Below are 12,415 nucleotides of genomic sequence, written 5' to 3' on the forward strand. Positions count from 1 at the left end.
TGTTAGCGGGTGCAAATATAAGGCAGTTTTTATTTCTCGCAAACAATTCAATCAAAAAAAATCACAAAACTTCGGCTACAACAAAGGTGCTTCCGCCCACATAAATCACATCTTCCTTATTTGCCTGTTTTTTTGCCTTTCCAAACGCCTCTTTTACCGAAGCATACGCCTTCCCATGAAGTCCATATTTCAATGCCGCTTCATGCAATATAGTTACATCCATTGCCCTGCCTATCTCAGGCTGACAAAAATAATATTCGGCCGATTTCGGAAACAATGGCAATAAAGTATTCAAGTCTTTATCGCTCACCACACCCAAAACAATATGCAACGAACCATAAGATTCTTTTTTTAACTGATCCATGGTTAAAGACAAGCCTTCTTTATTATGTGCGGTATCGCAAATGACCTTTGGGTGCTCCTGTAAAACTTGCCAACGACCCAACAAACCTGTGTTGTTCACAACATTCAACAATCCTTCGCCAATATCCTCCGAAGATATCTTCCACCCCTTATCCCAAAGCTTACCCACTACCGATACAGCGGTTTTCTGGTTTTTCAACTGATACGCCCCCTTCAAATCACATGGAAAAGGCATTAAGTTCTCTTCTTCAGCAAAGTAAATAGGCGCGTGCACAGCTTTCGCCACTTCTTCAAAGACAGGACGTGTTTCCCCGTGAATTTCGCCAATCACCACTGGAACTCCATTTTTGATGATTCCAGCTTTTTCCCCAGCAATCTTAGGCAGTGTATTTCCCAAAAATTGAGTGTGATCCATCCCTATATTCGTAATGACCGAAACTTCAGGAGTCACAACATTGGTGCTATCTAATCGGCCACCTAGGCCCACTTCGATTACAGCAATGTCCACTTCCTCCTTTCGGAAATAATCGAAGGCCATGCCAACGGTCATTTCAAAAAAACTAAGTTGATGCTCCTCAAAAAAAGGTTTATGCTTGCTTACAAAAAAGGAAACCGAACGCTTGGGAATCATCTCTCCATTAATCTTAATGCGCTCCCGGAAGTCCTTCAAATGGGGAGAAGTATACAATCCCGTCTTATAACCTGCAGATTGTAAAACGGAAGCCACCATATGACTCGTGGAGCCTTTTCCGTTAGTCCCAGCGACATGAATGCACTTCAATTCCCGCTCCGGATTTTTGAGGTACTCCGCTAGCTTCCACGTATTGGATAAATCAGCCTTATAGGCTGCCTTCCCCACACGCTGGTACATGGGAAGTTGCGAATATAACCAAGTAAGGGTTTCAGGATAGGTTATGGTCTTCGTATTTGATTATTTTACGATCAGTCGCTTTACAGCTCGTTTGCCTTGCTGATTGATCTTCACATAGTATACACCAGAAGATAAGCTAGCGACATTCAAAACTCCATTTGCCAAGCGTTGTGCAGGAAGCGCAATTCTACCTAAAGCATCGTAAACCGCCACTTCGGTTGTTTCTTCTTGCCCTTTTAACACAATGTTCACCAACTCTGATGCTGGATTGGGATACATGGCAATAGCCGCTTCAAAATTGGAGTCGCTCGTACTTAAAATATCATTGGCAATATCCATTTTATAGGCCGAACGTCCATAGGTAGCTGCATATAGATATTCATCCCCTTCGTGAATGTGCATATCTGTAACCACCACTGGTGGCATATTATCCCCAAAAGGCGCCCAATTGGCCCCATTATCTGCACTGGCAAAGACTCCTGCATCGGTAGCCAAGAAAAGGTTGCCATAGCTATCCTTTACAATATCGTTGATCGGAATGTCTGGTAAGCTAGTACCTAGATCGATCCAAGTGGCACCCGCATCGGTAGTTCTATATACATGGCCGGAATCCTCTCCGTAGCGGTAGCCTGAAAAAGTAACATAAAAGGAATTTACATCTTCCCTATCGGCCAACACTTTGGTTACCCAACGGTCTGGCAAAGCAGAAGACACATTATTCCAATTGGTGCCTCCATCTTGTGTAATCCATACGTTTCCATCATCAGTTCCTGAAATAATCGTATTGCTATCAAAAGGGGAAATATCTATGGAAATAAGGGTTCCAAACGTAAGGTTTCCTCCTCCAGGGCCATTGGTTAGATCTGGACTAATGGAAGTCCAAGTATTTCCGCCATTGGTACTTCTATTTACTCTTTCAGTACCGTAGAATACAATTTCAGGATTAGCAGGATCTAATAAATGTGGGGTATTCCAATTCTTTCTTCCTGCAGGTGTACTAAGGGTTGAGAAACTGGCACCATCATTTATGGATTTTACAAAGTTTCCATTCTGCCACATGGTGTAAATGATACTGGTATTGGTTGGATCTACTTCTGTATGGAAACCATCGGCAAATACCAAAATACTCCAATCGTCCAATCCAGCGGTGGTAGTGCGCATTACCCCATTATCTTGAGAACCGGCATACACCTTATCACTGTTTTGGGCATCCACATGAATTCTATAAAACTGGGTAATAGGCAAGGTCAAATCCTTGGTAGAGGAAGCTCCATCGTCAGAACTTTTATAAAACCCTCCATCATTCCCCAGCAATACTTCCCCGCCCGTACTGGCATTAAACGCAAGGGCGTGTTGATCTACGTGTACATTGGGAAATGCAGTAGACCAAGAGTTTCCGCCATCGGTAGATTTCTCAACCACAAAATCAACATTGTAAATGGTATTTTCATCACTAGGATCTACAAAGATTCCTCGAAACCACCAGTGGAAACCAACATTCGTAAGTTGACTAGAGTTAACCTCAACCCAAGTATCTCCACCATCGGCCGTTCTATAAACTCCTTGAATGCTCCCTGTAGCGTCGGAATAGCGCGCATACAACACATCGGGATTCGACTGTGATATATCGATACTAATTCTTCCTTTATCGTTAGGGTTGGTAGGCAATCCATTGGTCATTTCGGCCCAAGTAGCGCCTCCATCGGTAGATCGGTGTAGTCCAGATCCTGGACCTCCATAATCCCTAAATTCCGGACGACGCTGACGCTCCCAAGTAGCAGCATACACTATGTTTCCATCCGTTGGGTGAATAGCCATGTCTATAGCCCCCGTAATATTGTCAACAAAAAGCACTTGATTCCAGGTGGATCCTCCATCAGTAGTTCTATAAACTCCTCTATTATTGTCATCCCTGAACAAAGGTCCCATAGCAGCAACCATGACGATGTCTTCGTCATTGGGATTGATCACCACTTTCCCTATACTTCCTACATCGGGTAAGCCTTTGCTTTCCCACGTAAGCCCTCCATCTTCACTCTTATATACTCCGTCACCATCATAAGCCAAGGATCCTCCTCCTGCATTTACTTCTCCCGTACCTACCCATAGAACATCCGTATCCGTCTTAGAGATTTCAATATCCCCTATGGAAGGTGCTCCTTCACTATCGAAAATAGGATTCCAAGTAGCTCCGGCATCGGTAGTTTTAAAAATTCCTCCCGAGGCTGCTCCCACATAATAAGTTTGCGCCTCGTCTACGGGAATTTCGATATCCGTGATACGGCCACCAATATTGACGGGCCCAGCAAACTCCCAAACAGCAGATTGCGAACGATTCTGATTTTGCTCGCGCCATTCCATGGCTTCGGCATGCGCCGTCGTTTTTATTTCCCCAGTGGGATACGCGCGTTGCATGAACATGAAATCGTGCGGGGTCTTTTCTTTCTTGATTTCAGAAACTTCTGATGGTTGGTTTTGGTTACAACCTACTAAAATAAGACCCGTTACGGCTAAGAGGATAAGTTTTTTCATAACAATTGATTTTTGGCTAAAGATACTAAAAATGCCACCTCACATTTTCAAAACAAGTCCCATATTTTGTCTTATGTGTCCTATATTCTCTATAGATGTCCCATATTCTATTCTGTAAGTCCCGTATTCTGCCATGGGAATTGCATATCTTTGTATGTATCTATTTTCATCGGAATTGTTAAGAGGAATCCTTTACATCTTAATTGCCACATTCGCTTTCGCATGGATGAACCTCTTGGCAAAATACCTTTCCGAAATGCATCCACTTCAAGTTGTATTTTTTAGGGCCTTCGGAACTTTTGCTTTCATATTTCCGTACATGCTTTACAAAAAGATCCCAGTAGTTGGAAAAGAGGTGTTTTGGCTCAGCGTACGCGGGGTCATCGGGTTTATTTCCCTAGCAGCCTTTTTCATGGTCATTCAACGAATTCCTTTAGGACCGGCCATTTCCATTCGATATATAGGCCCAGCCTTTAGTGTGGTCCTAGCAGTACTGTTTTTAAGGGAAAAGGTAAAAACACTTCAATGGTTTTGTTTATTAATTGCAATTGCAGGTGTCTTCATTTTGAAAGGCGCAGACTTTAGGATCGATGAAATTAGCTTTCTTCTGGCCTTACTTTCCGCAGTATTGGTGGGTGCAGTATTCACCTTGGTACGCTATCTAGGGCCTAAGGAACATGCACTTACCATTATCAATTATTTTATGATTGCCTCTATCCTAGGTAGTTTATTCTTTATAGGCCATTGGCGCATGCCCTTGGGAATGGAATGGACCTGGGTAATTCTCATTGGAATTTTCGGATTGATAGGGCAGGTATTTATGACCCGTGCTTTTCAATTAGCGGATACCAATACCATTGCTCCTTTTAAGTATATGGAATTGGTATATGCCTTAGGATTGGGACTCATCTTTTTAGACGAAGAGCATAGCTATATGGCTTTATTCGGGATGCTATTGATCATTGTAGGAATGGTGCTAAATGTCTACGCCAAAAACGGGATGCAAAAACCGAAAGAAGAGAATTAATTGGAAAGGGTAAAGTTGTAGATAATCTTTCCTATTTGCTTTGCAGGTGCATTGGAGTCCGCATTGAACTTAGTAGCCAACGCAGCTCTTTTGGCAGGTTCCAGCAAACATCTTGAGTTATTGGTGGTTCCACGAACTCCGGGAGTTGCACTAATCACCTTTCCGGTTCTATCCACTTCGATACTCACCACCACTTTCCCGGCCTCGTTGCAATCTTGGGTCTTTTTAGCTTTATTCAAGGCTTTTCTTCCACCCAAAAGGTAGTTTCCATCACCATCTAGCCCCATACCGGTTCCGTAATAGCTTTTGGCATTGGGATCTCCATTGGGGTCGCCCTTATCGCCATCTTTATTATCGTTTCCTTCGCCACTTTGTGATTTTCCGTCTTTCTTGGGACCGTTAATCAAACTGGAAAGGGCATCTGTCGTTGACTTATCCGGTTTGGGCTCTACTTTTTTAGGAGGCACTTTCTTTGGTTCTTCCTTAGGTGTTTTCTTCACCTCTTCTTTTTTCTTCTTCTCCTTTTTTATTACGGGAGCATCTTCACTATCCTGAGTCACCACCTCCTCTTTAATTTCAGTTTTGGTCTCTGGTACCGGTTCTGGTGTCGTTTGTTTGGGAGCGGTTTTTATTGGTTCCGTAGGCTGCACATTCCCTTTTCCATAATTCGTGGTTCCGAAGTTTACGGCTATTCCATTTTCAGGGGGAGGATCGAGATACTTAAATCCAAAAAAGATAAGCAATAGAAGGATGAGCACGTGTAAGATTACCGTGATCGTCATGCTCTTTCTCTTATGTTTTGTATCTACTAAACCCATTCTTTTCAGCTTGCAGTTTGTGGTGGTAGTGTTAGTATGTGATGGATAGTGTCGGTACGTAGTCAATAACGGCGATTACCGACCGTATATTATATAATTTATCGTCAATTATAACAGTCCATTAGTTAGGCCGAACCGCCAAAACCACTTTAAAATTATTCTTATTGGCAATATCCATTACGAACACAGCATCTTCTATAGGCACTCCTTCTTCGGCCCTAAGAATAATGGTAGGCTCTTCCTGCCCGGCTAGTACGGATCGTAGTTCTTTCTCGACACTATACTCGCTTACGCGTTCTTTATTCACGTAGTAAGCTCCGTCTTTGGTGATACTCACCGAGGCTTTCTGTCTATTGGTAGATTTCCCTTTGGCCTTTGGTAAAATAAGATCCAAGGCATCCGGAGTGATGGCTGGCGATGTCAACAAAAAGAACACCAATAGCAGGAATACTATATCGGTCATGGAACTCATACTGAATTCCGGACTCACTTTATTTCTTCCGCGCAAGTTCATTAGGCAGGCTCATTTAAAAGATCCAAGAAGTCGACCGCGGTGGCTTCCATTTGGTGCACCACCTTATCGGTTTTCACTACCAAGTGGTTATAGCCCATATAGGCAATAATACCTACAATAAGACCTGCCACGGTAGTGGTCATCGCTGTATAGATACCTTCTGCCAGACTTCCCATTTCGGCTTGTCCGCTACTGGTAGCCAATTGATGGAATGCCAGTACCATTCCGATTACCGTTCCTAAGAAACCAATCATAGGAGCCGCACCGGCTATGGTTGCCAGAATACTTACGTTCTTCTCCAATTTATAGACCTCCAATCGTCCCGCATTTTCAATCGCGGTATTGATATCCTCCAACGGACTTCCTATTCGGGAAATCCCTTTTTCGGTAAGTCGAGAAACGGGACTGTTTTGCTGCATACAAAGTACTTTCGCACCTTGAATATTTCCAGAAGCCACATTGTCTTTGATCTGGCTCATGAAATTGGTGTCCATTTTGGAAGCTGCTTTCACAGCAAAGAGACGCTCGAAGTAGATATACACTGCTACGAACAGCAATACAAACAATACAATGATAATTACCTGCCCTGCTACTCCCCCGTTCATGAGGAGTTCCATTAGGGATAGGGTTTTTTCTACAGGTTCTTCGTCAAGATTTTCCAAAGCTTGTTCGGCTCCATCTTGGAAAAGTGAATTAAGCATAAATAAGGCAATTTAATGGATAACGAGTTAAGTTTTAAGAAATTGTTGGGGCTCTTAAAAAACAAAGGCTTTAAAAAGCAGGAATACACCTGCTCCCGCTAAGAAACCAATGAAGGCCAGCCACGCTACTTTTCTCAAATACCAGATAAAGTCGATTTTCTCCATTCCCATGGCAGCTACACCAGCAGCAGACCCGATAATAAGCATACTTCCACCGGTTCCTGCGGAATAAGCAATGAAATGCCAAAGGGCGGAATCCGTGGGGGATGTATACATTCCCATAGAAGCTGCTACCAATGGAACGTTATCGATAATCGCGGAGAATACTCCGAGCAACATGACTACAATATCTTGATTCGGGATGGCACTTTGGAGTACCTCAGCCAAGTAACGAAGGGTTCCTACGGGATCTCCGTTCTCTGCCACTCCGTATACCAAACTTTCCAATCCTGCAACGGCCATAAGAATTCCCAAGAAGAAAAGAATACTGGAAATCTCAATACGGGATAGTGCTTTATGCGCAGAATACAAATGTCTTCTTTCTTTGCTGAAATCTTCTTCCGGATGAATGTATTCTGAAACCAACCACACCACTCCCAGTGCTAGCATCATTCCTACATAAGGTGGCAAATGCGTAATTACTTTGAATACAGGTACAGAAACAATCATTCCCAAACCAAGGAACAACATGGTACGGCTACTCAATAATTTTTCCGCTTCGAAATCCTCTGTCGTATCTACTTCGATCTCTCCTCGGAAAGGCTTGAGGAAGCTTGCTACCCAGAAAGGCAATAGGAAACAGGCAATAGAAGGGATCACTACCCACTTTATAAGCCCCGCCGCGGTTACTTTATTAGCGATCCACAGCATGGTGGTTGTAACGTCACCAATGGGCGACCAGGCACCTCCCGCGTTAGCAGCAATCACTACCATAGCCGCAAACCATAAACGCTCGTTCTTGTTCTGAATGAGCTTTCTAAGCAAGGTTACCAATACAATGGTAGCTGTAAGGTTATCTATAATAGCAGATAGGATGAAAGCCAAAATACCTATGATCCACAAAAGCCTTTTCTTACTTCTGGTTCGTACGGCACTCTTCAAGACTTCAAAACCGCGATGGAGATCAATAATTTCAACAATGGTCATGGCCCCAATCAGGAAGATGAGAATCTCTGCCGTTTTCCCTAAATGGTGCAACAGTGTATTCTCAAAGCCATGTTCGGCTGCTTCCCCGCCCGTTAAAAAACTAAAGACATGATCATGCGTATCGATAACGTCGAACCATCCCTTCTGGAATCCCACCGCCAATAGCGCCCAAATTAAAGCCGCCATAATTAAGGCGGGCACTGTTTTGTCTAGTCGTAAGGGATGTTCTAGCGTGATGGATAAATAACCTATGGCAAAAACGAGGATAATGATTGATTCCATATACAGGATGTTTGGTAAGTCAATTTATGTTTCTAAAAATAGGTAAATAGATTTAATAACCATAATAAAAATCCCGCTCTTTGAACGGGATTTTTATGTAGTAGATCGAATTATCGTAACAACACCTTTAAAGCAACTGATTTAAAGCTATTTCGAAGGCTGTTCTACTTATATTTTTTGTAGTACTATTATGATCGAATGTGTTCTTTATCGCGTTCTTTATGGTCATAGATGTATCATTGAAAATAGCATCATCCGTCATCTGCACCCTACGCTCCATAAAATAGGCGAATACCCGAGCCATTCCACAGTTGGATATAAAATCGGGAATAAGACTTACGCGCTCATCGGTGTACTCCATAATTGGTCCAAAGAAAATCTCTTTGTCAGCAAATGGAACATTCGCACCACAGCTAATCACTTCCAATCCAGAATCGATCATTTGACTAATCTGTTCCTTTGTAATAAGGCGTGATGCCGCACAAGGCGCAAAAATCTCTGTAGGAATGGACCAAATCTTCGCATTGATTTCATCGAAAGGGATCATATCCTTGGCCACCAAGGTATTGCCGTCCTTTTCAAGATATAATTCTTTGATTTCTTCGAAAGTGAAGCCTTCTTCATTAATGACACCACCTACACGGTCTATGATTCCCACAATCTTAGCCCCCATTTGTGCCAAATAGTAAGCCGCAGCGGCCCCAACATTGCCAAATCCTTGAACGACTGCTCTTTTCCCTTTCACTTCACCACCATAAATCTCGTAGTAATGGCGTGCGGCTTCGGCTACTCCATACCCGGTAATCATATCTGCTACCGTATACTTTTGCGAAATATCTGGAGTATACTTGGTGTTTTCCAACACTTTGATCACTCCGTGACGTAACTGACCAATACGATTGATCTTATCGGCTTCGGTTGGGGTAAAATGACCGTTGAACACTCCTTCCTGTGGATGCCAAACACCGCTTTCTTCGGTGATAGGAATTACTTCGTGAATTTCATCCACATTTAGGTCTCCCCCAGTACCATAATAAGCCTTTAACAAAGGGGAAACTGCCTTATACCAACGCTCTAAAACCCCTTTCTTTCTGGGATCGCGCGGATCGAAATTAATACCGGACTTAGCACCGCCAATCGCAGGACCTGAAACAGTAAATTTCACCTCCATGGTCTTGGCTAGGGAAAGCACCTCGTTCATATCCAATCCTGGACGCATTCGCGTTCCCCCTCCAGCGGCACCACCTCGTAAAGAGTTAATAACGGTCCAGCCTTCGGCTTCGGTTTCGGGATCGGTCCAATGAAAAACGATTTCTGGATGCTTTTCTTCGTATTTTTTGAGTAGTTCTTTCATCAGGTAGTTGTAAAGTGTGGCAAAGATAGCAAAGTGCGTCATTTTATTTTGATAAAAAGTAACTACCTTAGGAAAGAAATCCTATGAACCAAAGTTACCTCCATAGTGCCAAAAAACAATTCCAATATTATAAAGTCCTAGGCGAAAAGACCTTTCAGCAATTATCGGACGAAGAATTGCTCTGGCAATACAACCCAGAGAGCAATTCCATTGCCATAACGGTGAATCATCTTTGGGGAAATATGCTGTCGCGCTGGACCGACTTCCTCATTTCCGATGGAGAAAAAGAATGGAGAAACCGTGATTTGGAATTTGAATCCGTGATTCAATCCCGAGAAGAACTGAAACAGAAGTGGAATGAAGGATGGAAATGCCTTTTCGAAGCTTTGGAAAGCATTACTCCAGAATACTACGATGCCAAAGTATACATACGGAACCAAGAACACAGTATTGAGGAAGCCCTAAATAGGCAAATGATGCACTACGCCTATCATGTAGGCCAAATTGTATATGTGGGAAGAATGTTAAAAGGATCGGCGTGGAAAAGTCTATCCATTCCTAAAGGTGAATCGAAAACCTTCAATCGCGAAAAATTCTCAAAGGGGAAGCATGGAGGGCACTTTACGGACGATATAAAGTAGATAGCACCTATTCAAAAGCTTTAAAGAGCTCTAATTCCTCATTCACCAAAGTTGCCCACTCTTCATTTTCTTTAAGGTTTCGACCATGGTTAGTTTCCGAATCGTATTGTTTCTGAAGTGAGCGACACTCCTTCCAAATAGCATTGTATTCCTTATAATAAACAGAAAACCTAGCTTCTTTTTCGGCTTTCAATTCGGCAAAACGTTTTCTGACTTTTCGAGCAAACAGTTCCGCTATATCGAAATGCAAACGCTCATGCACCAATACCTGATAATTCTGTGTCGCTGTCCATGAGGTGGTTTTATAGAAATGGGCCTTTGCTGTCATTTTTTCGTAGCCTTGAATCCTATCATCTTCATCGACCAATACAGTCTCCGGTACAATAACAATCTTGTAGCTGGTGGATGCCCTTCCAAAATCATACTTTCCTACCTCGCCTTGAAAGTCGGTCCACATTAATTTCTTCGTAGGATTCCAAACCACCACACTATCCGGAACCTTTTCTTGTGCGTAGGCAAAGGCCACCAGAAATAGCATGGGAAACAAACTTATCTTTTTCATATTCTTCAGAAAGAAAGCTCAAAAATAGAAACTTAAAAGCACATTATAACTCATAACTCTAAACCCATCCATCTAAGCCATAATTTTTATATCTTCATCCAAAACCAACTACTATGAAATTAGGCGCATTCTCCATTAGCTTAACCGTAAAAAACCTTCAGGCTTCCAAAGAATTCTATGAAAATTTAGGGTTTGAAGCTACTGGCGGTTCTATGGAACAGAATTATCTCATCATGAAAAACGAAAGCACTTTAATTGGTCTTTTTCACGGTATGTTCGACAAGAACATCCTTACCTTCAATCCAGGGTGGGACGTAAATGCTGGGAAATTGGAGCAGTACGATGACGTTCGGGATATTCAGAAAAGCCTGAAAGCGAATGGGGTCATTTTTGCTTCAGAAGCCGATGAAACCAGTAATGGTCCCGGAAGTTTTGTAATTGTTGATCCGGATGGAAATCCTATTCTGGTGGATCAGCACGTCTAGTGTTCATTCAAAAATCATCCCGCTACAATGATCCCGTGAAGCCCCAGTAACACTGGCCAAGCAATTCACTTCGCTTCGCAGTCTACATACACCCAATAGGGCGAAGATCAATGCTTCCTTATATTCTACCAAGGCAGCTTCTGGTACTACCAAGTTCACATGGGTATAATGTCTTACTCGCTCTAGCAAATAGGTATTGTACGCACCTCCTCCGGTTACTAGTACTCGGGCACCTTCAGAAAAAGCATTCGATAACTGAAACGCGATATGCTCCGTCACGGTATGCAGCTGATCTTGAATCGAAGCTTTGGATATCTTCAGTAACGGAAAGACCTCTTTTTGCACCCATTCCAGGCCTAAGGATTTTGGTGGCGACTGATTGTAAAAAGCAAGCCCGTTCAATGCCTGAAATAAAGATGCATCCAAACTTCCTGAAGCCGCTAGCTTCCCTCCTTTGTCGAAAGGATAGCCCATTTGCTCCGCCAAGGGATTCAAAACAATATTTACCGGGCAAATATCATACGCAATCCGAACACCATTTACTTCAGAAGAAACATTGGCGAAACCGCCCAGATTGAGGCAATAGTCATATTCCTGAAATAACAAACGATCGCCTATTGGAACCAAAGGGGCTCCTTGCCCACCCAAAGCCACATCCTGTACCCGAAAATCGCAGATTAATTTGGCTTCGGCATATTTAGAAATTTCTGGAAGGTTTCCAATTTGAAGTGTAATTCCCTTTTCCGGTTGGTGCAAAATAGTATGCCCATGACTACAAACCGCATCCACATCTTCGATTTCGTTTTCGGTCATGAAATCTTTAATCAGTCGCCCGAGATATTGGGTATATTCCTTATTAAGGGACTGCAATCGCCCTTTCGAAAAATGAATCCCTTCCTGCAGTCTCATTTTCCATGATTCCGGATAAGGAATGGTGGTCGCCTTACCCATCGTAAAGGACCAATTTCCTGAATTGGATATTTCAAAAAAACACTCGGCAAGATCAACACCATCCAACGATGTTCCACTCATTACCCCGACGACTTTGTACTGCTTTTTATTCATCAAAGTAAATGTACAAACTTTAACAATAGAGAATTCACATTATCTGCGCTTAAA

At 42.7% G+C, this 12,415-nt stretch carries 12 protein-coding genes; 3 read left to right on the plus strand and 9 right to left on the minus strand.

Annotated features, from left to right (window positions below; translation table 11 throughout):
• Positions 1–61 precede the first annotated feature (61 nt).
• The gene (locus POV27_RS16450; protein WP_272863954.1) at positions 62–1,279 is read right to left on the minus strand and encodes a bifunctional folylpolyglutamate synthase/dihydrofolate synthase; all 1,218 of its coding nucleotides are present in this window, start codon (positions 1,277–1,279) and stop codon (positions 62–64) included.
• A 15-nt stretch (positions 1,280–1,294) separates the two neighbouring features.
• On the minus strand, positions 1,295–3,766 hold the full coding sequence (locus POV27_RS16455) for a VPS10 domain-containing protein (protein ID WP_272863886.1): 2,472 nt from the start codon (positions 3,764–3,766) through the stop codon (positions 1,295–1,297).
• Between the two features lie 154 nt (positions 3,767–3,920).
• On the opposite strand from POV27_RS16455, the gene POV27_RS16460 reads away from it, so the two are divergent.
• Positions 3,921–4,793 carry a DMT family transporter gene (locus tag POV27_RS16460; RefSeq protein ID WP_272863887.1) on the plus strand — a complete coding sequence of 291 codons (873 nt, stop codon included), beginning with the start codon at positions 3,921–3,923 and terminating at the stop codon, positions 4,791–4,793.
• Here POV27_RS16460 and POV27_RS16465 read toward each other — a convergent pair.
• The 5 genes from POV27_RS16465 to POV27_RS16485 all read right to left on the minus strand — a co-directional run bounded on the left by POV27_RS16465 (position 4,790) and on the right by POV27_RS16485 (position 9,608).
• Positions 4,790–5,611 (minus strand): energy transducer TonB, encoded by an 822-nt coding sequence (locus POV27_RS16465; protein WP_272863888.1) that lies wholly within the window; start codon positions 5,609–5,611, stop codon positions 4,790–4,792. The two genes, POV27_RS16460 and POV27_RS16465, sit on opposite strands and share 4 nt — an antisense overlap.
• 121 nt (positions 5,612–5,732) lie before the next feature.
• A complete protein-coding gene (locus POV27_RS16470; RefSeq protein WP_272863889.1) occupies positions 5,733–6,125 on the minus strand; it encodes an ExbD/TolR family protein in 393 nt (130 codons plus the stop codon).
• Entirely contained in the window at positions 6,125–6,826 is a 702-nt protein-coding gene (locus tag POV27_RS16475) for a MotA/TolQ/ExbB proton channel family protein (protein ID WP_272863890.1), read from the minus strand. The genes POV27_RS16470 and POV27_RS16475 overlap by 1 nt, the downstream gene beginning before the upstream one ends.
• Positions 6,827–6,880: 54 nt before the next feature.
• Positions 6,881–8,254 carry a sodium:proton antiporter NhaD gene (gene nhaD, locus POV27_RS16480; protein ID WP_272863891.1) on the minus strand — a complete coding sequence of 458 codons (1,374 nt, stop codon included), beginning with the start codon at positions 8,252–8,254 and terminating at the stop codon, positions 6,881–6,883.
• A 127-nt stretch (positions 8,255–8,381) separates the two neighbouring features.
• Positions 8,382–9,608 (minus strand): Glu/Leu/Phe/Val dehydrogenase dimerization domain-containing protein, encoded by a 1,227-nt coding sequence (locus tag POV27_RS16485; RefSeq protein WP_272863955.1) that lies wholly within the window; start codon positions 9,606–9,608, stop codon positions 8,382–8,384.
• A gap of 83 nt (positions 9,609–9,691) precedes the next feature.
• On the opposite strand from POV27_RS16485, the gene POV27_RS16490 reads away from it, so the two are divergent.
• Positions 9,692–10,249, plus strand: coding sequence for a DUF1572 family protein (locus POV27_RS16490; RefSeq protein WP_272863892.1), 558 nt, complete (start codon positions 9,692–9,694; stop codon positions 10,247–10,249).
• A gap of 7 nt (positions 10,250–10,256) precedes the next feature.
• Here POV27_RS16490 and POV27_RS16495 read toward each other — a convergent pair whose 3' ends face one another.
• Positions 10,257–10,811 carry a DUF922 domain-containing protein gene (locus POV27_RS16495; protein WP_272863893.1) on the minus strand — a complete coding sequence of 185 codons (555 nt, stop codon included), beginning with the start codon at positions 10,809–10,811 and terminating at the stop codon, positions 10,257–10,259.
• A 113-nt stretch (positions 10,812–10,924) separates the two neighbouring features.
• Between POV27_RS16495 and POV27_RS16500 the strand changes: the two genes are divergently transcribed.
• A complete protein-coding gene (locus POV27_RS16500; protein ID WP_272863894.1) occupies positions 10,925–11,296 on the plus strand; it encodes a VOC family protein in 372 nt (123 codons plus the stop codon).
• A gap of 3 nt (positions 11,297–11,299) precedes the next feature.
• On the opposite strand, the gene POV27_RS16505 is transcribed toward POV27_RS16500, so the two are convergent.
• Positions 11,300–12,361 (minus strand): anhydro-N-acetylmuramic acid kinase, encoded by a 1,062-nt coding sequence (locus POV27_RS16505; protein ID WP_272863895.1) that lies wholly within the window; start codon positions 12,359–12,361, stop codon positions 11,300–11,302.
• Positions 12,362–12,415: the final 54 nt, after the last annotated feature.

The organism is Aureisphaera galaxeae (assembly GCF_028561275.1).
Lineage (GTDB): Bacteria > Bacteroidota > Bacteroidia > Flavobacteriales > Flavobacteriaceae > Aureisphaera > Aureisphaera galaxeae.